Here is a 24,429-nt window from a genome sequence, read left to right on the forward strand (position 1 = left end):
GTCCGCCGCGCTCGCTCTCACTACTGGTTCTGAGCGTCCGTTGCGGGCGCCGCGGTGAGCCAGGGTGCGCGCCAGCCGCCGTAGCCGTTGAGCAGCTTGTCGGCTTCGGCCGGGCCCCAGGAGCCGCAGGCGTACGGGATGACCGCGGGCGGGTTGTTCAGCAGCGGCTCGATCACCCGCCAGCTCTCCTCGACGCTGTCCTGGCGTGTGAACGCCGTGCCATCACCGATCATCGCGGCGTGCAGGAGCACCTCGTAGGGGGTCGGACCCTCGCCGCCCTCCTGTGCGAACTCCATCTCAAGGTCAATCTCAGAGGCTCCGCGCGTGTCTGCGCGGTGCGCATCGACGATCATCTTGATGCCTGTGCGCGGGTCGATCTTGACGATGATCTGGCCGGGCTGCGGCAGACGGGCGGTGGTCGGGATGAAGGCGAGCTTCGGTGGATGCTTGAAAACGAGCCGCACCTCGGTCTGCTTGGCGGGTAGGCACTTGCCCGTGCGCAGGAAGAAGGGCACCCCGGCCCAGCGCCAGTTCTCGATCTCCAATCGCAGCGCTGCGTAGGTCTCGGTGGTCGAGTCCGCGGCGACGCCGGGGATCGCCCGGTAGCCTTCGTACTGGCCGCGCACGTAGTGGGCCGGATCGGCGTTGGCCATCGAGCGCAGGACCGAGTACTTGGCGGTCTTCAGCGTGTCGGCGTCGCCGCCGGCGGGTGGTTCCATCGCGACCGCGGCGACGACCTGCAGGAGGTGGTTGACCACGACGTCGCGTAGCGCTCCGACGGGGTCGTAGAAGTGCCCGCGATCCTCAACCCCGACCGTTTCCGACATCGTGATCTGCACCGAGGAGACGTAGTTGCGGTTCCAGATCGGTTCGATCGTGGTGTTGGCAAAGCGCAGGTAGAGGATCTCCTGAAGACCCATCTTGCCGAGGAAGTGGTCGATTCGGTAGAGCTGATCCTCGTGCAGATACTTGTGCAGGTCGGCGGCCAGCTTGCGCGCTGACGCGAGGTCGTGCCCGAACGGCTTCTCCACCACGACGCGCTCGCCGCTGCCGAGCAGCCCGGCCGTGTGCAGACCGGCGATCACCGTCTCAAAGAGACTGGGCGGCACCTCGAGGTAGAAGGTCGGGTTGTGCAGGTGGCCAAGCTGCCGCACGAGCCGGTTGTAGGTCTGCGCGTCGGCAAAGTCGCCGCTCACATAGCGCAGACGATCGGCGAAACGCGCGAAGACAGACTCATCCAATTGCTCGCCGCTGTCCTGGATCGATTCGCGTGCGCGCTGGACCAACTGTTCGACCTTCCAGTCGTCCACGGCAACCCCGATCACCGGTAACTCCAGCAGGCCGCGCTGCTCGAGCCGGTAGAGCGATCTGAACGTCATCTTTCGCGCGAGGTCTCCCGTGATGCCGAAGACGACAAGCGCGTCCGCGGCCTGCCTCGATGCATGTTGGCGTCGTTGCGCTCCGCTCACCTCACACACCCTACCCCTTTTACGCAGCCTCACGCATCGATAGCCCCCGCGTGCGCAGCCCGTGCAAGAGCTCGATGTCGGCGGCGCTCACGGCGCCGTCGGCGCTACCTGTCTCCAGCACCACCGGCAGGCTCTCAAAGTGCGGGTCTGAAAGAAAGACCGATAGCCCGTCGGCGCCAATCTCGCCAGTTCCGGGAGCCGCGTGCCGGTCACGGTTTGAGCCAAGGCCGATGAGTGAGTCGTTCAGGTGCAGTGATCGCAGGCGCGTCAGTCCCACCGCGGCGTCGCACTCAGACAGCGTGCGCGCCAGCCCGTCCACGGTCCGGACCTCGTAGCCGGAGGCGAGCAGATGGCAGGAGTCCAGGCATAGGCCGAGGCGGCTCGAGGCGCCGGCGGCGTCGATCAGCGCCGCCAGCTCGCCGAAGGACCGTCCCAGCGTGCCGCCGGCGCCGGCGGTGTCCTCCAGGTGCAGCTCGCAGTGCTCCGACTCGGCGAGTGCCTCAGCGATCACCCTGCCGGCGCGCGTGATCGCGGCCCCGACGTCACCGGTCTTGGCCGAGCCGGGGTGAAGCACGACGCCGCTGGCTCCGATCGCCTCGCCGATCCGCAGCGAATGGGTGAGTGAGGTGAGCGACTTGGCGGCTATCTCAGGATCTTCGGAGCCGCAGTTGAGCAGGTAAACGGCGTGGATCAGCACGGCTTCGACGGTGCTCTCCGACCGGGCTTCACGAAAGCGCGCCAGGTCATCCTCGCTGTAGGCGGTGGGGCGCCACATGCGCGGGGACTGGTTGAAGATCTGAATCGCTTCCGCGCCGAGCTCAGTGCCGCGCTCAATTGCCTTGTAGAGACCGCCGGCGGGGGAGACATGGGCGCCGATCAGCATCCTGCAGGCCGTCCTGGAACCTCTGTGTCTAGCATGGGCCTCCGGTCATCATGAGAGTTCGTTTCGCACCATCACCCACCGGCGCCCTGCACATCGGTGGCGCCAGGACGGCGCTCTACAACTGGCTGTTGGCCAACGGGCCCGCCGGCGAGGGCGCCGCCGGGCGACGGGGATCGTTTGTGCTGCGCATCGAAGATACAGACCGTGAGCGCTCGACAGAGGCCAACGTCGAGCAGATCCTCGACGCGCTTAGCTGGCTCGGGCTGGACTGGGATGAGGGGCCGCTCTCGCAGATCGCCAATACGCCCCGCCACCGCATGGCGCTGGCGCAGCTGTTGGCCGAAGGTCATGCCTACCACTCGAGCGCGGACGCGGAGGTTGTGCGCGCCTACAAGGAGCGCCACGGCGCCGACCGCGGCTTCCGCGGCACGCCCGAGGCGAGCGGTGCGGTGCGCCTGCGCGTTCCGGACGATGGTGTCACGAGCTTTACCGATCTGGTGCGCGGCGAGGTGAGCTTCCCCAACGCGAGTATGGACGATCCCATCATCGCGCGTGCTGACGGCTCGGTGCTCTACAACTTTGCGGTCGCCGTGGACGACCTCGACGAGGGCATAACGCACGTTGTGCGCGGCGAGGATCACATCTCCAACACGCCCAAGCAGCTGCTCGTCTTCAACGCCCTGGGGGCCGAGCCACCGCGCTACGCGCACCTGCCGATGCTGCTTGGCGCCGACGGCAAGAAGCTCTCAAAGCGCCACGGTGCCGCGTCGGTTCAGGAGCTGCGAGACCGAGGCTACCTCCCCGAGGCCGTCAACAACTACATCGCTCTGCTCGGTACCGGCTTCGCGCCCGACGAGGAGTTCTTCACGATGGCCGAGATGGCCGAGCGCTTCCGCCTGGACCGCGTCTCCCGCAGCCCCGCGGTGTTTGACGAACAGAAGCTCAGGCATCTGAACGGCATGCACCTGCGGGCGCTGCCGGTCGATGAGCTGACGCGCCGGCTTGAGCAGTTCACCGGTCGCAGCGGCCTGCGTGCGGCGGTCGAGATCTCACGCGAGAAGATCCAGACGCTTGCCGACTTCTGGCCGCTCGCCGGATTTCTGTTTGATGGCCCGCGCACGGACCCTGACGCACTGGCAAAGGTGCTTGGCGCCGCGGGCGCGCGCGATGTTCTCACCGAGGTCAGGCAGCGACTGGCGGCGCTTGAGGTCTTCGATGCACACGCGGTGGAGCAGCAGCTGCGCGCCGTCGTGGCTGAGCGTGGGCTCAAACCCGGACAGGTCTTTCAGCCGCTGCGCGTCGCGATCGCGGGCACGACCGTTTCGCCGGGGATCTTCGAGACGGTCGCAGTGCTCGGTCGCGACAGGACCGTCGCGCTGATCGACCGGGCGCTAGCCGGCTGACAGCGGGGGCGAGGGCTAAAGAAATCGCCGCCGACTGCCGATAGCAGCGGTGGTGGGATGTCCCCACCGGTCCCCTACTGCTCTCCTGCGCACAACCAGCAAGTGGCCCTCACCGCAAACACGATCGGCCGTCCCACCGACCCGGCAGCCGCCCGTGAGCGCCACCACAACGAGGGCCAGGGTAGGCGCCTGACCTCTGCATTCGAGGCGCTCGAGGCCTTCCCGATGCTGAATGCGACGCGCGACCGGGTGGTTGACCTGTTTGCCGAGGGAGAGCCGACCACGGCTGACCTGGTGCGAGCTGTCGAAGGTGACCTCGCTCTGACGATCGCCGTGATGCGGCTGGCCAACCGCGGCGAGAAAGCCTCCCGTGGCCGCGTGGACAGCGCCGTGCGCGCGGTCGAGATGCTCTCCTCTGCCACCATCCTGGCGATCGTGCAGCGTGCACGCACCTATGACTTCTTCGAGCGCACCGCTGCGTGGCAGAACCTTCCGGAGCGCCTACGGCTGCACGGCAGCGCCACGCAGCGAGCCGCCGAGCGGATCGCTGCAGAGGTGCATCACGAGGAACGCGACCGGCTGATGGTGACCTCGATGATGCACGACCTCGGCAAGCTCGTGCTCGTGCACGCCTATCCGGGGTATCCGGCTCAGGTCCACGCCGATGCGCGGACACCGGATGAGCGCGTGGCTCGCGAACGACGTGAGCTCGGGGTGGACCATGCAGTCGTCGGCGGGGTGGTGGCCAGGCGCTGGGGGATGCCGGCGGCGGTGGCCCAGGCGATCGAGGCGCACCACTCCACAAACGCCAGTGGCGAGGCGGCGATCATCAGGCTTGCGGATATGCTCGCTCACTACCTGCTCGGCGCCTCGGTTGCCCCATCGGAGCTGCTGGGCGCCGCGCGCACGGTCAACCTCAGCGCCGAGCAGCTGCGGCGCATCATGTATGAGCTGCCGACTGCTATCAGCTCCGACCGACCCCGTCAGATCGACCCTTGTCCGATGTCCGCCCGCGAGGTCGACGTGCTCAGACGGCTTGCCAGAGGCATGGTCTACAAGCAGATCGCATCCGAGCTTGGGCTCTCGACCAGCACTGTGCGCACGCATCTGCACAACGTCTACGGCAAACTGGGCGCGATGGATCGTGCCCAGGCGGTCCTCATAGCGACCGAACGTGGATGGATCTGAGCTGCTTTCAATCACCAGCAAATCCCGATACGCGCTGAGTGCGCTGATCGAACTGCACCGCCTCGGCGACGGAGGCCCGGTGCCCGTCGCCGAGCTTGCCCGGCGTGGTCAGATACCGCTGCAGTTCTTGGAGCAACTGCTCGCGACCCTCAGGCGCGCGGGTGTCCTGCGCTCGCAGCGCGGGGTAAAGGGTGGTTACAGCTTCGCCCGATCCGCGACGGAAGTGACCGTGCTCGAGGTCGTGGAACTCTTGGACGGGCCGCTCGGCGCGCAGGCCCGCGGGGTGTTCGCTGACGCCGCCCGAGCCGCCACTGCGGTGCTGCGCGACTGCACAGTTGCGGAGGCAGCCGAGCGCGAGGCGCGGGTCGAAGGTCAGGCCATGTACTTCATCTGAGGCCGCCGCCGCTAGATTCAGCGCTGCATGGTTCAAGCCGCCAACAGCATTGCCGCGTACGTCGGCCACACACCACTGGTTCGGCTGACGCGGACGCTGCCGCCGGACTCGGAAGCGGCACTGTTCGCGAAGGTGGAGGCCTTCAACCCCGGCGGCAGCATCAAGGACCGCATTGGTCTGGCCATGATCGAGGCGGCGGAGAGCGAGGGTCGGATAGAACCGGGTCGCACGACGATCGTCGAGGCCACAAGCGGGAACACCGGGATTGCGCTGGCCTTCGTTTGCGCCGCGAAGGGGTATGACCTCGTGCTCACCCTGCCGCAGGGCATGAGCCGTGAGCGCGAGCGGCTGCTGGCGCTCTACGGCGCGCGCGTCGAGGTGACCGAGTCTCTTGGTGGTATGCACGAGGCGGTACAGGCCGCCAAGGACATGGCCGGCCGCGACGATGTGTACCTCCCTGATCAGTTCGCGAATCCAGCCAACCCCGAAGCTCACCGCCGGGGCACGGGCCCTGAGTTGTGGGATGCACTTGACGGCCGCATCGACGTGTTCGTCGCCGGTGTCGGCACCGGGGGCACGATCACCGGGGTTGGCGAGTACCTGAAGAGCCGCAACCCGAAGGTGCGTGTGGTGGCGGTCGAGCCAGCCGCTTCGCCGGTGCTCTCGGGCGGGGTTGCAGGCCCGCATCGCATCCAGGGGATCGGTGCTGGCTTTGTGCCGAAGGTGCTCAACCGCGAGGTGATCGACGAGGTGCTGCCGATCGCCGATGATGTCGCGGTGTTGGCCGCACAGCACCTCGCCTCGCGCGAAGGGGTGCTCGCCGGGATCTCGGCCGGGGCTGCCGTCGCGGGGGCCCTGATGATGGCGGCCCGGCCTGAGTTCGCGCGAGCGAGGATCGCGGTGGTTTTGCCAGACTCTGGCGAGCGCTACGTCTCGCTTGCCTGGTTCGCGCCTGACGGTGGCCGGAGTAGCGTGTGGCGATGAGTTTGGCGAGGCCTTGCCGGGCGGCGATCACCGAGGTGAGGCGCGATCTGGCGGCCGTGCGCAGCCGTGATCCGGCTGCAGAGGGTGTCTCGTCGCTTCAGATACTCGCCGCCTGGCCCGGTGTGCAGGCGCTGTTGGCGCACCGCGTCGCCAGCCGTCTCTTCGCTGCCGGATGGCGCTTGCCGGCCCGTATGATCGCGCTCCTGACACGATCTTTCACCGGCATCGAAATTCACCCCGCCGCCCGGATCGGGCCCGGACTGTTCATCGATCACGGCATGGGCGTCGTGATCGGTGAGACGGCGGAGGTCGGCGCGGACGTGACGATCTATCAGGGCGTGACGCTCGGCGGCACCGGGTTTGCGACCGGCAAGCGCCACCCCACGGTGCACGACGAGGTGATCATCGGTTCGGGCGCAAAGCTGCTCGGGCCGATCGATGTCGGGCGCGGGGCGAAGGTCGGCGCGAACACAGTTGTGATTCACGATGTCCCACCGGATTCGACGGTGGTCGGTATCCCCGGACGCCCTGTACGGATCGAGGGGCGCAAGCCCGACGGTCCGGATGCTGACTGGGCACATCTGCCCGATCCGATCGCTGACGCGATGGCAGCCTTGGCCAGGAGGGTCGAGCGGCTCGAGTCGCTCCAGCCGGCCGACCTGTTGCAGTCGCCTGAAGGACAGCCGCAGGAGGTCCGCCCTGCCACGCTCGGCGGCCCCAGCCCAGCTGGGGGCTAGCGCGGCGAGCCGTCAGCCTGACGCCCGTCTACAACCAGTTCCAGCTGGGGAAGGCACCAGCGATCATGATCGTGCCGCCCATCAGGGTCGCCACGGTTGCGATCCGCCAGAGGCGGCGGTTGTTGGTCAGCGCGACCAGTGGCATCAGCCAGCACACGTACCACGGCAACAGCGACCAGGCGGTTGCGAGCACTGCGAACGTCGCCCATGCGGCCCCTTCGATCCAGTCGAGCCTGCGCTGCCACACGCGCCGAAGCAGCCACGCCACGATGCCGGCCAGCACTGCCTCGTCCGCCAGTTGCACCGCGTGCGAGACCGGCAAGCGCGCGATTGAGAAGAAGAAGCCTGGGAGGCTTTGCCACGCGCCTTCGGACTGAACCTGCTGCAGCGTGCTCGAGAGATGCAAAACCCCTGTTCCGAAGGCCAGGTAGCTCATGGCTGCGACCACGGCGGTCACCGCTGCGGTCGCGAGCACGAAGCGCTTGCGCCGGCTGTGTTCGTGGCCGGTCTCGCTCGCCAGTGCGAAGGGCAGGGTGATTGCGCCGGTCAGCTTCACCGCGGCTGCGGTGGTGATCAGACCGCCGGCCGCGCCGTCCCGTCGCGCCAGCGTGGCGTAGAGGCCCGCAGTGCTCAGCAACAGCATCAGCAGGTCGTTGTGGCCACCGCCGACACCGTAGAGCGTGACCAGCGGGTTCAGGCCGAAGAGGGCGAGCGCGCGCGGCTGGCTGACGCCGCGGCGCTTGGCGGCCTTCCAGATGAACACCATCGTGCCCGCGCTCGCGAGGGCGGCGATCAGTTTGAAGGCGAACTCGTTGAACGCGACCGAGGTCATCGCAAAGATCGCGCTGAGCAGCGTGAAGAGCGGTCCGTAGACGCTCGGCGTGGCGATCCATTTTGCGCCTATGTAGTTGTAGAGCGGGTCCAGCTGGATGACGTCCGGTCCGTGCGTGTATGGGTTGATGTGATAGTGGGCGAACATCCGCGCGTACGCCTGATAGGAAAAGACGTCGGTGGAGAACATCGGCGGGCCGACGAGCACGATCACCGTGAACGCGATCACTGCCCATATGGTCACGCGCGCCGGGACGTGATCGCTGTATCTGACCGCGACCAGGTAGGCGGCGAGCACCGCCACCAGCCCGGTGACGACCTCGCCGACGCTGAGGTGTATGCCGACGTACTGCAGCGGTCCCGCCATGCCGGATGCGAGCGGCCACAGAGCGATCGACTGCGGTACAAGCGACGGTGTGCGGGTGCCCGCCATGCAGAGCAGCAGGCCCAGCAGCGGGACGAAGATGGTGGCGCTGACGCCGACCAGCTGGGCTCGCTCGACCGCGCGCAGCTGCTGCAGTAGTGGCGATCGCCCAGGCAGGCGATGTCTCGTATCGACCTCGCCAGCACCGTCCAGGGCCGCTCCCAGTGGCGCCTGCACGCTCACTGCGGCCCACGGCTCCTGGGCGACTGCCGCCTGCGATCTGCGCTCACCGCGACCTCGTCAGCTGACGTGTGCGCTGGCGCCGGAGCCTCGGCACCAGAAGCATCGCCTCGATCGCGATCATCCCCGACATCTTGCTTGATCCAGTGGTTCGGTCGACGAACAGGATCGGGACCTCCGTGACCTTGAAGCCAGCGCTTATCGCACGGTAGGTGACCTCGATCTGAAATACGTAGCCGTCGGCGCGGAGCGTGTCCAGGTCGATCGCCTCCAGCACGTTGCGCCGGATGCACTTGAAACCGCCGGTCAGATCCCTGACCTTGATGCCGAGCACCAGACGTGCGTACGTGCTGCCGCCGCGGCTGATCAGCTTACGCATCAGACTCCAGTTGCGGACTGCGCCACCTGGTACATAGCGCGATCCGAGCACGAGATCGGCGTCGTCGGCGGCGGCGATAAGTTCCTGCAGGTAGCGCGGGTCGTGGGAGAAGTCCGCGTCCATCTCGACCACGAGCTCGGCGCCACCTGCGAGGGCGTGCTGGAAGCCGGCTATGTAGGCACGGCCGAGCCCACCCTTGTCGCTGCGGTGAAGGACCTCAAGCACCGGCAGCTCGAGCGCGAGCTCGTCGGCGAGACGCCCGGTGCCGTCTGGCGAGTTGTCGTCAACGATCAGGATCCGGTGCTCACCCGGCGCGATCCTTGCCATCTCCGCGGCGACCGCGCGGACGACCGGTGCGACGTTCTCGGCCTCGTTGTAGGTCGGTATTACCAGCCAGATCCGCGCATTCATTGCCGCCAGCGTAAACGGTCAACGGGCGGTTTGCTCAGTGGAGTCGCGCGAAACTAAGCGATGGCTTAAGCGCTTATTTGACGCTTAGCATCTCAGCGCCGGACGTAGGCGACTCGCCCCCAGCTTGGCTCCGGTGCCAACGCAATCGGCTCGCCGCCTCGCTCGGGCTGGATGTACACGAAATCACCGCCGGCATCGTCGAAGATGATGCTCAGCTCGCCCTCCTTCACCCGCTGATCGAGCCAGGCGCTACGGAAGATCAACCGCCGGAGCCAGTGGACGAGTGAGCGGTCAGACGGACCCACGAGCTCCGGCCAGCAATCGTTTACGTGCTGGCCCAGCGCCGAGGCCGGATCGGTAACCTCGCCGTTGACCACCAGGTTGATGAGATCCTCGGTTTCATCGTCGGTGATCCCATCGCCGATGAACCCAAGCCGGCGTGCCGCCTGCTCACAGCGCTCGCTGAAGTCGCGCTCGTTGAAGGTGAAGCGCAGGTCTCCATATTCGAGGACGAAGTCCTCTCCTGAGGAATAGTTGCCGCGGCGGTACATGCCGTCGGCATCTTATGGCCGACTCCTGCCTGCGCGCACCCGTGAAAGTGATGTTGCATGGAATCTCGGTATTTGCGCCCTAAGAGCCACTGCCGCGCAGCCAGGGGGGGTTAATTCGGCCGCGTCGAGGACTCCATTGTCTGTGACGGCAACAGACAGCATGGAAACCATCCTGGTGGCAAGCCAGGACCGCGCGGCGCGTGCGTTTCTCGGTGACAACCTGACCGCCGACGGATACGCGGTGGTCGAAGCCGGCTCGCTGGCCGGTGCACTGGAGCTCTTGGGGAGAGCGCCGGTCGGTCTGCTCTTGGTTGACCGCAGGCTGCCCGACGGGGACGGGTTGGTTCTGGTCGATCGCGTCCGTTCGGCTGGGTCACTGCAGCCCGCCGTGGACTGTGACCTGCCGATCATTGCTCTCGTCGAAGGCGGCTCGGCGCTGGATCGCATCCGGGCGCTTGATCGCGGGTGTGATGATTGCGTCGCTCGCAGCGCCGTCGCTTACGCGGAGCTCCGGGCGCGTGTGGCCGCCCTGCTGCGCCGAGCGAGACGTAAGAAGGTGCCGGCACGGCTGCGCGTCGGCCCGCTGACGGTGGATGTGGCCGGCCGGCAGGTCTGGGTAAGTGGCAGGCCAGTCTGCCTGTCAAACAAGGAGTTCAGCCTTCTGCTGGTGTTGGCGGGAGACCCCTGCAGGGTCTTCGGGCGGGCTGAGCTGATGGCGACCGTATGGGGCTGGAGCGACGGTGGGAGCACCGCCACAAGGACGCGAACACTCGACTCGCACGCATCACGACTGCGTCGGAAGCTCTCGCGCGAAGGGTTGGCCTACGTGGTCAACGTGTGGGGGGTCGGCTACCGACTTGTGGAGCCCGCGCCGCCTGGCGAGGCCATGCGGAGTTCCCGGGGCCCTCAACGACTCAGGCTGGCGGCGTAGAGGGTTCGGGGACCAGTCTGCTGGGGGCGCGCGGCCGGGCTGATGGCGTGGTGGGGCCTGGAGCATTTATCGAGTTGCAAAGTGGGATAAAATGGGTTAAGGTGGGGCACGCATGCAGGGATCCGGGTGGCGGGACTCCTCCCATCCAGCCACCCGGATTCCAATCTCCCGCAAGCCACATGAGCAACCTTGATCTTCCGCGGAACCTTCGAACACTCGCTGGACACGAAAAACCGGCTGACGATTCCCGCTCGCTATCGCGAGGCTCTGAAGGCCGGAGTGGTGGTCGCGTTCTCGCCCGAGACCGAGATCGGCGAAACGCGCTCGCTATCGATCTGGCGTCCGGACGACTACGACGCGTTTGCCTCTGCAGCGCTGGCGAAGTTGAACCCGTTGAGTCCTCGTGCGCGCGATCTGAGCAACCTGCTCTACGGGAACTCCTGGGATCTGGAGCTCGACTCCGCGAACCGTCTGGTGCTTCCCCAACCGGCGAGGGAGTTCGCGGCACTGGACCGCGACGTGGTGATCACGGGAGCCGGGGACCACATGCAGCTCTGGGACCGCACCGCCTTCGGCCACTACAACAGCCTTGCCCTGTCCCGCTTCTCTGAGATAGCTGCGAGCTTTGACAACACTGATTGACATGACCACGCCGCACGTGCCCGTCTTGGCCGGCGAGCTGATCGATCTCGTCGACCCGGAACCCGGTGCCGTCGTCGTCGACTGCACGCTCGGCGCGGCGGGACACGCTCGTCTGGTGGCCGCACGGATCGGGCACGCGGGCACGCTGGTCGGGATCGATCGGGATCCGCTTGCGCAGGAACGCTTTGCCGACCTTGCGTCCGATCTGGGCTGCGCCACGCGGTTCATCCGCAGCGACTTTGTCGCCGGCCTGGCGCTGCTTCGCGCCGAGGGTGTGAGGGCTGACGTCGTCTACATGGATCTGGGGATGTCGTCGATGCAGCTCGATACGTGGGAGCGCGGCTTCTCATACTCGTATGACGCGCCCCTGGACATGCGGATGGACCCGGCTCAGGAGCTCACCGCGATGACGATCGTCAACACGTGGGACGAGCGCAGGTTGGCGAGCCTGCTGCGTGAATTCGGTGAGGAGCGCTTCGCCGGCGCGATCGCGCGAGCGATCAACAGGGCTCGCGGCCGTGTTCCCCTGACGACGACCCAGCAACTGGTGGACGTGATCAAGACTGCGATACCGGTTCCGGCGCAGTTCGCCGGCGGGCATCCGGCCAAACGCACGTTCCAAGCGTTGCGCATCGCCGTGAACGACGAGCTGACGCAGCTCGATGCGGCGCTGCCGCTGGCCTGGGACGTCCTCGCGGACGGGGGCAGGCTGGCGGTCATCTCGTTTCACTCGCTCGAGGACCGCCGGGTGAAGCGCTTTCTGGCGCAGCGTGCCCGTGGCTGTGTTTGCCCGCCCGAGCTGCCGATCTGTGTCTGTGGTCGTGAGCCCGAGGCGGAGCTGCTCACTCGTCGAGCGATCGCTCCCACGCCCGGCGAGGTCGCGGCAAATCCCAGGTCGAGGTCCGCGCACCTGCGCGCAGCCCGTAAGCTCGAGGCGCTGTAGAGCATGGCTCAGACCCCAGCCACCGCAGCTGGCCGTGGGCGTGAGCGCCCGAGCGCCGCTCCTAAGCCGTCCAAGCGGTACAGCCCACGCTCGGACGGGTCCGTCCGGACGCCATCGGCGGCGGTTCGCAGCCCTGCGCGCGTGCGACCACAGACGCGCCCGTCGGGTCGTGCCAAGGCGGCGCTCGCCGCGCTTGAGCGCGAGCTTGACCATGCTCACGCAGAGCGCGCCACCGCGGCTGCGGACGCTCGCGGTGCTACACAGGCGACGGCGACGCGCAGGACGCTGCGTGTGCAGGCACCGCGGCTTGACAGGATCGTCAGGGGCCGGGCATGGATACCGCTCGTGGCGGCGATGCTGGTGTTGATCGTGGGGCTGCGGGTCGAGGTGTTGAAGTTGAGTGCGAGTGTGGGCAGTGGCGTGCAACAGGTGGCGAGCTTGCAGAGCAGCAACGCGATCCTCGCTGCCAGGATCTCCGCGCTCAGCGACAACGGCCGCATTGAGCGGTTGGCCGCCTCATACGGTATGCACCTGCCAAACCCGCTGGATGTGCACTTCCTGGAAGCGGCGGCTGGCGCGCATGTGAGCGCGGCGATCCGCAATATCAGCAAGCCGTCTGCGACGGCTTTCCTCGCTGGGTTGGCTGCCGAGCAGCAGCACGACGCGCTGCTGACACAGGCCGGGTCCACGCTCAGTGCGATTGGCGCCCAGCCCACGGCACCGACGACGACCCTCAGCGCTGCCGGTACGACCAGCAGCGGAGCCGGGGGATAGGGGCGACGTGTCGACGACTACGCCACGCCGCTCCGTCGATGCGATCGACCGTCGCGTCGGGCTCATGTTTGGAGCGGTCATGGTGCTGCTGTTGCTCGGCGTGCTGCGAGCCGGCTACCTGGGGACGGTGCGCTCCTCGGCGCTGCGTCAGGCTGCGACCGACCAGCAGGTTCAGACGCTTCCCGTCCCTGCGCTCAGGGGCGAGATCACCGATCGCAACGGCGTGGCGTACGCAATCAGCGAGCCGGCCGAAGCGATCTATGCCGACCCGATGCTGATCGACAAGACATACCGGAACCTGACGAGCGTCGCAACGGCCCTGGCACCCTTGGTCGGCAGGACCACAGCGAGCACACTGGCGCTCCTGCGTCACCCACGGCTCGGCTACGTCGAGCTCGCCGCCGACGTGTCCGTCGCCACCGCCGACCGGATCATGTCGCTTCAGGTAGGCGGCTCGGTCGGGATCAACGGCATCTGGGACGTGCCGACCGAACGCCGCGTGTACCCGCGCGGGAGCGAGCTCGCCCAGGTGATCGGCTGGGTTGGAGGCAACAAGGGACTCGACGGGCTCGAGTATGAGTTCAACAAGCAACTCGCCGGCCGGGCTGGGGTGCGCAAGACGGTGATCGACGCTCAGGGTCGGGCCATCGCTGTGACCACCGCCAAGGCGGTGGTACCCGGGCAGAACATACGGCTCACGATCTCCGCGCCGCTCGAAGCCGAGGTGCAGAGCGTGCTCGACGGCGTGGGGGCACAGTACAAGCCGCAGGGCGCCACTGCGATCGTCACCGATCCTCAGACGGACCAGATCCTCGCGCTGGCCAACTGGCCGTCGCTCAACCTCGACCACATACCGGCCACCGCGCTGAGCTCGGTCCACGGGCGCCTGCCGGCGGCCGAGGATCAGGCGGTGGACTTCTCCTACGAGCCCGGCTCGACCTTCAAGGCGGTCACGGTCTCAGGCGCGCTGCAAGACGGCCTCATCACTCCGTCCACGGTGATTCGCATACCGCCGTACCTGCAGGCCTACGGCCACATCGTCACCGACGCCGAGACCCACGGCTGGGAGAACCTATCGATCGCCCAGATCCTGAAGTTCTCGAGCAACATCGGGGCGGTGGAGATCGGCAAGCGACTTGGGCCCGAGCGTTTCGGGCACTGGGTGAGCGAGTACGGCTTCGGCCGGCCGACGGGGGTAGCACTTCCCGGGGAACAGCGGGGCATCGTGCTGCAACCGTCGCAGTACTCGGGCTTCTCGATGTACAACCTGCCGTTCGGCCAGGGCATCTCGGTGACGCCGATGCAGATGATTCAGCTGTACGACACCGTCGCCGACGGTGGCGTGCTGCACACACCACAGATCATCCAGTCGATCGGTGGCCACCGCGTGCCCGAGCCCAAGGGCCGCCGTATCGTGTCGGCGAAGGTCGCGCGCGAGCTGCGCTACATGCTGCGTGGCGTGCTTGCCGACGGCGGTACGGCGTCAGGCGCCGCGATCCCGGGATACGACATGGCTGGCAAGACAGGCACCGCGCAGGTTGCTGTCAACGGCCAGTACTCCGCAACCAAGTTCGTCGCCTCCTTCGTGGGGATGGTTCCGGCCAGCAAGCCGCAGCTCGTGGTGCTCGTCGTCGTGGACGACCCGCAGGGCTCGATCTACGGCGGCAGCGTCGCCGCGCCCGCCTTCCAGAAGATTGTCGGCTGGGCGGTGCCGCACTTTGGCATCGACCCCTGCCCACCGAAGGCATGCCCAGCCTCGGCGATGCATCCCGCGATGCCGCCAACGCCATAGCTACGCTGTGGCGCCGATGGATCTGGACGTCCTGTTTCCGGGCGCACCAGCGGTCGCGATCGCCGGTCTGGCCTATGACAACCGCCGCGTGCAGCCACACGACCTGTTCTTCTGTGTCCGCGGCTCCTCCTCGGACGGCCACGAGTTCGCGGCAGACGCCGTGCGGCGTGGCGCTGGGGCGCTGGTGGTTGACCACCCGCTGGGGCTTGGCGTTCCGGAGGTGGTGGTGGACGACGTCCGCGCTCATATGGCACAGGCCGCCGCAACCTTCTACGGCGACCCGACATCCCAGCTCCTGCTCGCCGGTGTCACCGGTACCAACGGCAAGAGCACCACGGCCCACCTGCTGCGAGCGATGCTTGAGGCTGACGGCCGACAGACCGGTCTGCTGGGGACCGTCGGCAGTGTCATCGCCGGAGAGCCGGCGCAGCTCGAACGCACCACACCGGAGGCGATCGACCTGCAGAGGTCGTTCAGGGCGATGCTCAACGGTGGCGATGTGGCATGCGTAATGGAGGTCTCCTCGCATGCGTTGGCGCTCGGCCGCGTAGCGGCTTCCCGCTTCGCCCTGGGCCTGTTCACGAACCTCACCCAGGACCACCTCGACTTCCACGTGACGATGGAGGACTACTTTCAAGCAAAGCGCCTCCTCTTCACGGATGTCGCCGCGGCGCGGGCGGTTCTGAACATCGACGACCCCTACGGTCGGCGGTTGGCGGCAGACGTCCAGGTCAAGGCGCCGCGCACCTTTGCCATCGACCGAGCCGACGCCGACTACCTGGCCAGCGATGTCCACACGGAGCTGTCAGGTTCGCGCTTTGTGATCCGTGGGCCGGAGGGCAGCGCGAGCGTGCGCTCGCCCCTGCGCGGACGCTTCAACGTGTACAACGTGCTCGGCGCCTACGCCGCCGCGCGCGAGCTGGGCGTCGCCGCTGACGCGGCTCTTGCCGCGATCGAGCACGCCGGGCAGGTCCCGGGACGTTTCCAGACAATCGATGCCGGACAGGACTTCGCGGTGATCGTGGACTACGCGCATACGCCGGACTCGCTCGAGAACGTGCTCAGAACCGCGCGCGCGCTCTGCACCGGTGAGCTGCATGTCGTGTTCGGCTGCGGCGGCGACCGTGACCGCGGCAAGCGTCCGCTGATGGGCGCGATCGCCGCGAGGCTCGCCGACCACGTCGTGGTTACCTCGGACAACCCGCGTTCCGAGTCGCCCGAGGCGATCATCGCAGAGATCCTGGAGGGGATAGATCGGCCTGTCTCGCACGACGCCGATCGTCGCGCCGCGATCAGCGCGACGATCGCAGCTGCGCGCAGCGGCGATGTGGTGCTGATCGCGGGCAAGGGTCACGAGCAGGGACAGGAGTTCGCAGGTGGCGTGAAGCTGCCATTCGACGATGCGGCGGTCGCACGCCAAGCGCTGGCCCAGTTCCATGGGGGTCGCTGAGCGGTGCCGCTGTGTCGGTCGGCTTCCACAGCTACGCTCGGTCCCCGATGAGATCGTGGAACGCTGACAAGGTCGCCGCTGCGGCTGGTGCCACGCTCGTTGGCCGGTCGGCAGCCGGCGCACGCGGTCCCGCGCGGGTCGTGATCGACTCACGCGAGGTGCGTGCCGGCGACCTCTTCGTCGGCTTGCCCGGCAGGAACGCCGACGGCGGAGCCTTCGCGCGGGCCGCGCAGGCAGCGGGAGCCTGGGGCGTGCTTGTCGCCCCCGACCAAGAGTGCTCGCCTGAAGACAGCGTCGTGCTGGTCTCCGAGCAGCCGCTGGAGTCGTTGCAACGCCTCGCCACCGCGTGGCGCCGGGAGCTTGGCGCGAGTGTCATTGCCGTGACCGGATCCACCGGCAAGACCACGACCAAGGAGCTGCTCGCGAAGCTGATCTCGCCGTACCGCAGGACAGTGGCCTCGGCGGCGAACTTCAACACGGAGATCGGGATGCCCCTGCAGATCCTCCACGCTCCCGCCGGCAGCGAGGTTCTGGTGCTGGAGATGGGGATGCGTGGACCTGGGCAGATCGCAGAGCTCGCACGGATCGCGGAGCCCGATGTCGGTGTGATCGTCAGCATCGGCCCAGCGCATCTCGACCAGCTGGGTTCGCTCGAGGCTGTGGCCGGCGCGAAGGCGGAACTGATCGCCGCGCTGGCGCCCGGTGCCACGGCGGTGCTGCCGGCGGGCGAGCGGTTGCTCGCCCCACACCTGCGCGACGACGTCCGCACCGTCACCTTCGGTGTCCAAGGCGATGTTCGCCTGGTGAGCCAGGACACAGCCGAGCTCGAGATCGCCATTCACGGAGAGCGCCTGGCGTTGGAGGTCAACTTCACAGAGCCGCACCTGCGCCACAACCTGTTGGCGGCGATTGCGGCAGCGGATGCCATTGGCGTGCGGCCCGGGCACAGGCTGGTATTCGAGCCATCACCTGGGCGTGGTAAGCGACAGGTGACGGCTGGCGGAGTCACGCTGATCAACGACGCCTACAACGCGAACCCGGCTTCGATGCAGGCTGCGCTCGAAGTGCTGGCTGCCAGCGCAGCGACCGGAAGGCGCGTCGCGGTGCTCGGAGACATGCTCGAGCTGGGCACTGACTCCGAGCGCTACCACCGCGATGTCGGTGCCTACGCGAACGGCCGTGCGGACCTGCTGGTCGGCGTCGGCCCGCGCGCCGTGGCGATGGCGCAGGCGTTCGACTCCCAGACGGTGCTCGCCTCCGACGCCGACGCGGCCAGCGAATTGGTCGCTGAGATCGTCCGCCCAGGCGATGTCGTCCTGGTGAAGGGCTCCAATGCGGTCGGGCTGGAGCGCGTCTGTGAGCGCTTGATCGCGGGTGGCGCATGGTGATCGCGACAGCTGCGACACACTCGCTCAGCACCCAGGCCGGCAGGGTGCTGATCTCGAGCTCGGCATCGCTGTTGATGTGTCTGTTCCTGAGCCCGCGCTTCATCGACTTTCTGCGGCTCAGATCGTTCGGCCAGCAGATCCAGGAGGAGCTGCTGCAGCACCAGGGCAAGAAGGGGACGCCCACGATGGGCGGGATCATCATCGTGCTCGCGTTCGCGATTCCGTATCTGTTCCTTTCAACACACGACTGGGCTTCGATGGGTGTGTTCGGCGCGACGCTGGCCTGTGCGGCGCTGGGTCTGGCCGACGACTACACCAAGATCCTCAAGCGCCGCTCGCTCGGGATCCGAGGACGCACGAAGATGGTGGTGCTGCTGCTGATCTCGATCGGCCTCTGGTGGGTTGCAACGCACCGGGCCGGCATGTCTGACTCGGTATCGCTGCGACCGTTCGACGCGAGCATCAGCCTGCCGGTGCCCGTCTACATCATCTTCATCTACCTGGTGTTTGCGGGCACGACCAATGCGGTCAACCTAACCGACGGGCTCGATGGCCTTGCCGCCGGTTGCGGCGCGATCGCGCTTCTGACCTACATCGGAATCACCTATGTCACTGGACCGCAGGACCACGATCTGGAACTGGTTGCCGGTTGCCTGTGCGGCGCCTCGATCGGCTTTCTGTGGTTCAACGCGTTTCCTGCGAGCGTGTTCATGGGCGACACCGGCTCGCTGGCTATCGGGGGCGCGATAGCGGGCCTGGCGGTCATGACCAACACCGAGATCCTGCTGCTGGTAATTGGCGGGATCTTCGTGTTTGAGGCGACCAGCGTGATCGTTCAGGTCTTCTCGTTCCGCGTCTTTCACAAGCGCGTCTTCAAGATGGCCCCGATCCACCATCACTTCGTCATGGAGGCCTGGTCGGAAACCAAGATCATGCTGCGCTTCTGGATCGTGGCAGCCGCGTGCGGGGCGATCGGCTTCACGCTCTACCAGATCTCCGTGCCCGATTCGCAGCCCGCAGCGGTCCGCATTGCGGCGCCCATGATCGGTGCGCGAGCATTGCCTCCGGCCGGCACGAGCAGCGCTCGCTGAGAGATCTCCACGCTGCGACCTCGTGCCCGAGCCGCTGAAGGCTTTGGCGCACACGCGTGGAATTAGACGGTCATGCCGCCAAGCTCACCCCATGTCCGAAGCGCCCGCAGGCTCGCCCCGCCGCTTGAGCACCAGATTCTGATGACAGCCACGCTGTGCCTGATCGCGTTCGGCGCGGTGATGGTCTACAGCGCCTCCTCACCATTAGGCGCGCTGGCTGGCGGCTACGGTACCGGCGAGTTCGTCGTCTACCTGATCGCGATCGCCATCGGTCTGTTCGTGATGCGGTTCTGTGAGCAGTACGGCCTGAGACTGATCACCCCAGAACTAACCCGCCTGATGCTCCTTGGATCATGCGGACTGCTGCTGGTTGTGCTCGTACCGGGTCTCGGTCGCGATGTGGCGGGCGCACGTCGCTGGTTCGCCGTGGGGCCGCTCGAGTTTCAGCCATCAGAGCTCGCAAAGCTTGCACTCGTGCTCTACGCGGCTCGCTACCTGGCTGACAACCCGCGACGCCTGCAGCGTGATTTCAAGCAGGCCCTCGCACCGATTGCGGTTGCACTGGGCCCCGCGTGCCTGCTGATCGCCGTGGAGCCCGATCTCGGCACCGCATTCGTGTGCTTCGCGACGATCATGACGATGCTTGCGGTTGCTGGTGCCCCGAACGGCCATCTGCTGCGCGTCCTGCTGCTCGCCGCGGCCGGCGTGGGGCTGATGATCCTCGTGCACCCATACGAGCTCGCGCGCCTGACCTCATTCCTGCACCCGCTTTCGGAGCGAACAAGCGCCGGCTTCCAAGCAACGCAGGCGCAGATGGCGGTGGGTTCCGGCGGTCTCTGGGGGGTCGGCCTGGCGCAGTCGGTGGGCAAGATGTGGCTACCCGAGGCGCAGTCCGACTTCATCCTTGCTGTGGTGGGACAGGAGTTGGGTACGCTCGGAATCGTGGCCGTCGTCGGGTTGTACGCGATGATCGCCTACGCTGGCCTGCGCACAGCCCGTCGTGCCGCAAGCGGATACTTGAAGCTCCTCGCCTTCGGCCTCACCTCGTTGATCCTTTGCCAGGGAATCCTCAACATCTTCGTAGTGCTCGGGATCGCGCCGCTGACAGGCGTGCCGCTGCCCTTCATCTCCTATGCGCCCACGAACCTGATCGTGATGCTCGCATCCGTCGGCCTGCTGCTCGGCATAGCTCGACCAGCGGCACGGGAGCTGCGGCTAGTGGACGACGAGCCAGCAAACACGACCTGGGGAGTCAGCAGTGAGCAAGCCGCTGATCGTGGTGGCTACCGGCGGGACCGCAGGGCACGTGGTGCCCGCGTTGGCGGTAGCCAGGCAGCTCGAGGCTGACGGCGCCCGCGTCGAGTTCGTCGGCGGTGACCGCGTGGAGGCGCGGCTCGTTCCGGAGGCCGGCTACCGGCTTCATCACCTGCGTGTGCAGTCGCTGCCGAGAGGCAGGCGAGTTGCGCTCGCGCAGGCGGCGCTGGTGGATCTCGCGGCCGTTGGCGCCGCGGTGCGGCTGCTGGCCCGAGCCCGTCCGCAGGCCGTCTACGGCGGCGGCGGCTACGTCGCCGCGCCGGTCGGTCTGGCGGCGGCGCTGTTGCGGATTCCGCTCGTGATCGCTGAAATCGACGCCCACCTGGGCCTCGCCAACCGGATGCTCGCACCCTTCGCACGCCGTGTCTGTCTGGCGCTGCCCCTGCCGGAACACGACCCACCAAAGTTCGTCGTCACCGGGCGGCCGATCCCGCCCCTGCCGCCTGACCGGGCGGCCGCAAGAGCCCGTTTCGGCGTTGGCGCCGGCGAGACACTGGTCCTGGTGTTCGGTGGCTCCCAGGGGGCCCGCTCGATCAACCGGGCCGCCATCCAGGCGTTCGCCGACAGGTCGTTCCGGGTTCTGCACGCCGCCGGTGAGCGGGACCTGCCGCAGCTGCGCGCACCGCGAGCTGGCTACCAGTTGGTCGGCTACCTCGACGGGCTGATTGATGCGATAGTGGCCTGCGACCTGGCCGTGGCACGCTCTGGCGGCTCGATCTGGGAGCTGGCCGCAGCCGGCCGGCCGGCCGTGTTGATCCCATACCCGCACGCAACGGCCGACCATCAGCGGGTCAATGCCGAGTACATGCGGCGTGCCGGAGCCGCGTGCGTGATCGGCGATGAGGAGCTCACCGGCGAGCGTCTGCGCGCTGAGGTTGATGCCCTGCTGGCTGACCGCTCACGGCTCGAGGCGATGGGCAGAGCGGCGCTTGGCTTGGCTCGGCCGCACGCAGCCGCGGTGATCGCATCCGAGGTTCTTGCGGCGGCCGCCGGTGGTAGCGGGGTGGCCGGCGCAGGCAACGAGCGCGTGCAGCTGAAACCATGAGCAGTCGGCCTTGGGCAGGGCGCCGTCTGCACATGGTCGGCATCGGCGGCGCCGGTATGAGCGGTCTGGCGCTGATCGCTAAGGAGCTTGGCGCCACGGTCAGCGGATCGGATCGCAGCGTCTCTCCATACGCCCAGACGCTGAATGCGGCGGGGATCACACCAAGCATCGGGCACAGCGCCGAAAACGTGCCGGCCGGTGCGCAGGTTGTGTACTCCAGTGCGGTCGCGGCTGACAATCCGGAGCTTGGCGCCGGTGATGGGGCACCACTGCACCGCTCGGCGTTGCTGGCCGAGATCGCCAGTCTGAAGCGCTGCATCGCGGTCAGCGGTACCCACGGAAAGACCACGACCACCGGCATGATCACGCACGTTCTGAGAGCCTGCGGGCTGGACCCCGCCTACGTGGTCGGCGCTGAGCTACGCGACACCGGCCGCAACGCGGGCTGGGGCTCCGGCGAGTGGATCGTTCTGGAGGCCGACGAGTCAGACCGTTCGCTATTGCGCTACCGGCCCGAGATCGCCATGATCACCAACGCTGAGCTCGACCACCACGCCACCTATGGGTCGAGGCTGGAGCTCGAAGCCACATTCGCCGAGTTTGCCGGCGCCGCCGACACGGCCGTGGTGTGGGACCGACCCGAGTTGCGTCGTATCGCGGCCTCGGCACCCCGAACGCTGACCTACGATGTGCACGCTCCGCGCGCGGAGCCGTCGGGAATGACCTTCGAGTGGCAGGGCAGACGGGTGCGCCTTGCGCTCGTGGGTGTGCACAACGCCATAAACGCAGCCGGGGCTCTCACCGTGGCCGCGCTCGCCGGTGCCTCGCCCAGCGTCGCGGTGTCGGCGATCGGGTCGTTTCATGGCGCGCGTCGCCGACTGGAGCTGCTCGGTCACACGCGCTCAGGCGTGCCGGTCTATGACGACTATGCGCACCACCCAACCGAGGTGGCGGCCACGATCGCCGCCGCACATGAGCTGGGTGCCACGCGACTGGTGGCGGTCTTCCAGCCACACCTCTACTCCCGTACGCGGGCGCTTGCGCGCGAATTCGGGCAGGCGCTGGCCGCCGCTGACCTGGTGGCGGTGCTCGACATATATGCCGCTCGTGAGAGCAGTTCGGACTACCCCGGTGTCAGCGGCCACCTGGTCGCAGCGGCAGTCGCCGATGCCGGCGCCCCCGTGGCCTGGATGCCGACGCTCGACGACGCGAAGCGATGGCTGGCCGTGATGCTCCGACCCGGGGACGTGTGCGTGCTCATGGGCGCTGGCAACATCGACTCCCTGGGCCGTGCGCTTGTCGGTGCGACCGCCGGCGACCCAGAAACCGGCCACGGTTGAGCGCCTGCAGCTCTCGCGCCCACCGAACGCGCGGTGTCCTGGGACCCCACTACGCTCCGACGCTGTGATGCGACCGTTATCTGAGAGGCCCGCCGAGATCGAGCGAGACGTATCGCTGGCGCGGCTGACCACGATTCGCACGGGGGGGCGAGCCGAGTTCTTTGCGCGCGTGAAGAGCGTCGAAGAGCTCCAGCGCGCCCTTGAATGGGCGGCACGGACGCGCCTGCAGGTAGGGGTTATCGGGTCCGGGTCGAATCTGCTCGTAGCGGACAGCGGCGTCCGCGGCCTGGTGCTGAAGCTGGACGGAGACCTTGCCGAGATCGAGCTCGAACCTGAAGTCGGCGGACACATCATCTGTGGAGGCGGTGCCCGCCTGCCGGCGGTGGCGGCCGCGGCGGCCCGAGCCGGTCTGGCGGGACTCGAGTTTGGAGTCAGCATCCCGGGCACGGTCGGAGGTGCGGTCCGGATGAACGCCAATGCCTACGGCGGCGCGCTGGCCAGCGTGCTCGACTGGGTGGATGTTGTCAGCCACGCGGGCAGCGAGCGCCGCTGTCCCGAAGATCTCGGATTCGCCTACCGGCGCTCGAGCCTGGTCGCCGGAGAGGTGGTGGCTCGCGCCCAGTTCCGGCTCTCTCGCGCAGACCCAGGGACCGTGCGCGAGCATCTGGCTCAGCTACGCCGCCAGCGTCGTGAAGCCCAGCCGAGTGGCGTACGCACCTTCGGTTCCACGTTCAAGAACCCGGCCGACCCGGAGGCCCGCGGGCGCACGGCAGGACAGCTGCTGGATGCCGCCGGCTGCAGGGGGCTGCGGGTCGGAGGGGCATGTTTCAGTGCCAAGCACGCCAACTTCATTGAGAACGTGGCCGCTGCAACGACGGCCGATGTCGTTGCGCTGATGACCCTCGGTCGTGACCGCGTGCAGGAGCGTTTCGGCATCGTCCTGGAGCCCGAGGTGCAGGTGCTCGGCGAGGTCGAACTCCCTGGCGGCGGGAGATCCGAGTGATCCGCGACGGCTGGACTGGGCCAGGAGCGGCGAGTGAACGGCGCGCGCTGCTGGGGCGTCTCAGGCCGCGGCGCCCGCGGCCGTTGTGGGTGGCGGTCCTGACGGTGCTCCTATGCGGCTGTGGGTGGCTCGGCTGGACCTGGTACAGAAGCTCGAGCTTCGTTCAGGTGCGGACCGTGCGGATCACCGGTCTGGCTGGTCCCGATGTGGGCCAGATCCAGGCCGCACTGACGGGCGCTGCGTTGCGGATGACGACACTCGATGTGAACGTGGCCAAGCTCGAAGCCTCAGTCGCACGGTTCCGCTTTGTCCAGGGGCTGTCGGTCTCGAGCCGCGGCTCGCATGCGGTCACCATTCACGTTGCCGAGCAGGTTCCCGTCGCAGTCGCCGAGTTTGGCTCTGAGAGTCGCGTCGTCGCAGCCGACGGCCGGTTGGTCGGCGGCGCGGTGCCCGGGGTACGGCTGCCGCGCCTGCCGCTTGCGCAGGCGCCCACCGGCCCGACGGTCAGTGCACCCGGCGCGCGGTCGGCGGTGGCTGTGCTGGCCGCGGCGCCCTACGCGCTGATTTCGCATATCGCAAACGCGACCTGGAGCGCGCAGCACGGGGTCGTCGTGCAGTTGCGAAAGGGGCCGCAGCTCTACTTCGGCGCTGCCGTCGAGCTCGCCAAGAAGTGGCGCTCGGCGATCGCTGTGCTGCAGAACAAGTACTCCGTGGGTGCCTCCTACATCGTCTTGACCGATCCTGTGCACCCCGCCGCGGGAGTGGGCGTCTCGCCGTCGCGTGCCGCGGCGCTTGGCCTTGCGACAGGCGCCGGCAGCGGCTAGCCCCGGCGACCCTAAGTCTCTAGTAGAGACTTAGGGTGTGGGTTTGCTCTACTCTCGG

23 protein-coding genes are annotated in these 24,429 nt (G+C 67.5%); 18 read left to right on the plus strand and 5 right to left on the minus strand.

From position 1 onward, the window contains the following. Positions 1-20: 20 nt before the first annotated feature. Both zwf and M3M54_RS02635 read right to left on the minus strand, forming a co-directional pair. A complete protein-coding gene (gene zwf, locus M3M54_RS02630) occupies positions 21-1,469 on the minus strand; it encodes a glucose-6-phosphate dehydrogenase (protein WP_249020630.1) in 1,449 nt (482 codons plus the stop codon). 19 nt (positions 1,470-1,488) lie between these two features. Beyond that, positions 1,489-2,352, minus strand: a complete 864-nt coding sequence (locus M3M54_RS02635; protein WP_249020631.1) for a deoxyribonuclease IV — start codon at positions 2,350-2,352, stop codon at positions 1,489-1,491. A 50-nt stretch (positions 2,353-2,402) separates the two neighbouring features. On the opposite strand from M3M54_RS02635, the gene gltX reads away from it, so the two are divergent. The 5 genes from gltX to cysE all read left to right on the plus strand — a co-directional run bounded on the left by gltX (position 2,403) and on the right by cysE (position 7,058). Continuing rightward, entirely contained in the window at positions 2,403-3,755 is a 1,353-nt protein-coding gene (gene gltX / locus M3M54_RS02640) for a glutamate--tRNA ligase (protein WP_249020632.1), read from the plus strand. 102 nt (positions 3,756-3,857) lie between these two features. After that, on the plus strand, positions 3,858-4,943 hold the full coding sequence (locus M3M54_RS02645) for an HDOD domain-containing protein (protein WP_249020633.1): 1,086 nt from the start codon (positions 3,858-3,860) through the stop codon (positions 4,941-4,943). Continuing rightward, positions 4,930-5,337: an Rrf2 family transcriptional regulator gene (locus tag M3M54_RS02650; protein WP_249020634.1), complete on the plus strand. Its 408-nt coding sequence runs from the start codon at positions 4,930-4,932 to the stop codon at positions 5,335-5,337. Before M3M54_RS02645 ends, M3M54_RS02650 begins: the two co-directional genes overlap by 14 nt. Before the next feature lie 27 nt (positions 5,338-5,364). Next, on the plus strand, positions 5,365-6,321 hold the full coding sequence (gene cysK, locus M3M54_RS02655) for a cysteine synthase A (RefSeq protein ID WP_249020635.1): 957 nt from the start codon (positions 5,365-5,367) through the stop codon (positions 6,319-6,321). Further along, the gene (gene cysE / locus M3M54_RS02660; protein WP_249020636.1) at positions 6,318-7,058 is read left to right on the plus strand and encodes a serine O-acetyltransferase; all 741 of its coding nucleotides are present in this window, start codon (positions 6,318-6,320) and stop codon (positions 7,056-7,058) included. Before cysK ends, cysE begins: the two co-directional genes overlap by 4 nt. A gap of 28 nt (positions 7,059-7,086) precedes the next feature. Here cysE and mptB read toward each other — a convergent pair whose 3' ends face one another. The 3 genes from mptB to M3M54_RS02675 form a co-directional block, all read right to left on the minus strand. Continuing rightward, the gene (mptB, locus tag M3M54_RS02665; RefSeq protein WP_249020637.1) at positions 7,087-8,496 is read right to left on the minus strand and encodes a polyprenol phosphomannose-dependent alpha 1,6 mannosyltransferase MptB; all 1,410 of its coding nucleotides are present in this window, start codon (positions 8,494-8,496) and stop codon (positions 7,087-7,089) included. 43 nt (positions 8,497-8,539) lie between these two features. Then, positions 8,540-9,283, minus strand: a complete 744-nt coding sequence (locus M3M54_RS02670) for a polyprenol monophosphomannose synthase (RefSeq protein WP_249020638.1) — start codon at positions 9,281-9,283, stop codon at positions 8,540-8,542. 92 nt (positions 9,284-9,375) lie between these two features. Next, on the minus strand, positions 9,376-9,834 hold the full coding sequence (locus M3M54_RS02675; RefSeq protein WP_249020639.1) for a hypothetical protein: 459 nt from the start codon (positions 9,832-9,834) through the stop codon (positions 9,376-9,378). A 160-nt stretch (positions 9,835-9,994) separates the two neighbouring features. Between M3M54_RS02675 and M3M54_RS02680 the strand changes: the two genes are divergently transcribed. The 13 genes from M3M54_RS02680 (at position 9,995) to M3M54_RS02740 (ending at position 24,371) form a co-directional block, all read left to right on the plus strand. Then, positions 9,995-10,765, plus strand: a complete 771-nt coding sequence (locus tag M3M54_RS02680; protein ID WP_249020640.1) for a response regulator transcription factor — start codon at positions 9,995-9,997, stop codon at positions 10,763-10,765. A gap of 189 nt (positions 10,766-10,954) precedes the next feature. Continuing rightward, a complete protein-coding gene (locus M3M54_RS02685) occupies positions 10,955-11,407 on the plus strand; it encodes a division/cell wall cluster transcriptional repressor MraZ (RefSeq protein WP_249020641.1) in 453 nt (150 codons plus the stop codon). Continuing rightward, entirely contained in the window at positions 11,391-12,350 is a 960-nt protein-coding gene (rsmH, locus tag M3M54_RS02690) for a 16S rRNA (cytosine(1402)-N(4))-methyltransferase RsmH (RefSeq protein WP_249020642.1), read from the plus strand. Before M3M54_RS02685 ends, rsmH begins: the two co-directional genes overlap by 17 nt. A 141-nt stretch (positions 12,351-12,491) precedes the next feature. Continuing rightward, on the plus strand, positions 12,492-13,124 hold the full coding sequence (locus tag M3M54_RS02695; RefSeq protein ID WP_249020643.1) for a hypothetical protein: 633 nt from the start codon (positions 12,492-12,494) through the stop codon (positions 13,122-13,124). A gap of 7 nt (positions 13,125-13,131) precedes the next feature. Next, positions 13,132-14,916, plus strand: a complete 1,785-nt coding sequence (locus M3M54_RS02700) for a penicillin-binding protein 2 (RefSeq protein ID WP_249020644.1) — start codon at positions 13,132-13,134, stop codon at positions 14,914-14,916. A 16-nt stretch (positions 14,917-14,932) separates the two neighbouring features. Next, the gene (locus M3M54_RS02705) at positions 14,933-16,366 is read left to right on the plus strand and encodes a UDP-N-acetylmuramoyl-L-alanyl-D-glutamate--2,6-diaminopimelate ligase (RefSeq protein ID WP_249020645.1); all 1,434 of its coding nucleotides are present in this window, start codon (positions 14,933-14,935) and stop codon (positions 16,364-16,366) included. 47 nt (positions 16,367-16,413) lie between these two features. Beyond that, positions 16,414-17,754, plus strand: coding sequence for a UDP-N-acetylmuramoyl-tripeptide--D-alanyl-D-alanine ligase (murF, locus tag M3M54_RS02710; RefSeq protein WP_249020646.1), 1,341 nt, complete (start codon positions 16,414-16,416; stop codon positions 17,752-17,754). Next, a complete protein-coding gene (gene mraY / locus M3M54_RS02715; protein WP_249020647.1) occupies positions 17,751-18,845 on the plus strand; it encodes a phospho-N-acetylmuramoyl-pentapeptide-transferase in 1,095 nt (364 codons plus the stop codon). Before murF ends, mraY begins: the two co-directional genes overlap by 4 nt. Before the next feature lie 141 nt (positions 18,846-18,986). Further along, positions 18,987-20,192 (plus strand): FtsW/RodA/SpoVE family cell cycle protein, encoded by a 1,206-nt coding sequence (locus M3M54_RS02720; RefSeq protein WP_249020648.1) that lies wholly within the window; start codon positions 18,987-18,989, stop codon positions 20,190-20,192. After that, positions 20,104-21,204, plus strand: a complete 1,101-nt coding sequence (locus M3M54_RS02725; protein WP_249020649.1) for a glycosyltransferase — start codon at positions 20,104-20,106, stop codon at positions 21,202-21,204. Before M3M54_RS02720 ends, M3M54_RS02725 begins: the two co-directional genes overlap by 89 nt. Beyond that, the gene (gene murC, locus M3M54_RS02730) at positions 21,201-22,544 is read left to right on the plus strand and encodes a UDP-N-acetylmuramate--L-alanine ligase (RefSeq protein ID WP_249020650.1); all 1,344 of its coding nucleotides are present in this window, start codon (positions 21,201-21,203) and stop codon (positions 22,542-22,544) included. The genes M3M54_RS02725 and murC overlap by 4 nt, the downstream gene beginning before the upstream one ends. A gap of 67 nt (positions 22,545-22,611) precedes the next feature. Beyond that, positions 22,612-23,547 (plus strand): UDP-N-acetylmuramate dehydrogenase, encoded by a 936-nt coding sequence (gene murB, locus M3M54_RS02735; protein WP_249020651.1) that lies wholly within the window; start codon positions 22,612-22,614, stop codon positions 23,545-23,547. Between the two features lie 176 nt (positions 23,548-23,723). After that, positions 23,724-24,371 carry a cell division protein FtsQ/DivIB gene (locus M3M54_RS02740; protein ID WP_249020652.1) on the plus strand — a complete coding sequence of 216 codons (648 nt, stop codon included), beginning with the start codon at positions 23,724-23,726 and terminating at the stop codon, positions 24,369-24,371. Positions 24,372-24,429 lie beyond the last annotated feature (58 nt).

The organism is Conexibacter sp. S30A1 (assembly GCF_023330665.1).
Classification (GTDB): Bacteria; Actinomycetota; Thermoleophilia; order Solirubrobacterales; family Solirubrobacteraceae; genus Palsa-465.

Coding starts and splice junctions, on each gene's coding strand:
- M3M54_RS02635 (WP_249020631.1), bottom strand. CDS start 2,352: ATGCTGATCGGCGCCCATGTCTCCCCCGCCGGCGGTCTCTACAAGGCA.
- gltX (WP_249020632.1), top strand. CDS start 2,403: ATGAGAGTTCGTTTCGCACCATCACCCACCGGCGCCCTGCACATCGGT.
- cysK (WP_249020635.1), top strand. CDS start 5,365: ATGGTTCAAGCCGCCAACAGCATTGCCGCGTACGTCGGCCACACACCA.
- cysE (WP_249020636.1), top strand. CDS start 6,318: ATGAGTTTGGCGAGGCCTTGCCGGGCGGCGATCACCGAGGTGAGGCGC.
- M3M54_RS02670 (WP_249020638.1), bottom strand. CDS start 9,283: ATGAATGCGCGGATCTGGCTGGTAATACCGACCTACAACGAGGCCGAG.
- M3M54_RS02675 (WP_249020639.1), bottom strand. CDS start 9,834: ATGTACCGCCGCGGCAACTATTCCTCAGGAGAGGACTTCGTCCTCGAA.
- M3M54_RS02680 (WP_249020640.1), top strand. CDS start 9,995: ATGGAAACCATCCTGGTGGCAAGCCAGGACCGCGCGGCGCGTGCGTTT.
- M3M54_RS02705 (WP_249020645.1), top strand. CDS start 14,933: ATGGATCTGGACGTCCTGTTTCCGGGCGCACCAGCGGTCGCGATCGCC.
- murF (WP_249020646.1), top strand. CDS start 16,414: ATGAGATCGTGGAACGCTGACAAGGTCGCCGCTGCGGCTGGTGCCACG.
- M3M54_RS02720 (WP_249020648.1), top strand. CDS start 18,987: ATGACAGCCACGCTGTGCCTGATCGCGTTCGGCGCGGTGATGGTCTAC.
- murC (WP_249020650.1), top strand. CDS start 21,201: ATGAGCAGTCGGCCTTGGGCAGGGCGCCGTCTGCACATGGTCGGCATC.
- murB (WP_249020651.1), top strand. CDS start 22,612: ATGCGACCGTTATCTGAGAGGCCCGCCGAGATCGAGCGAGACGTATCG.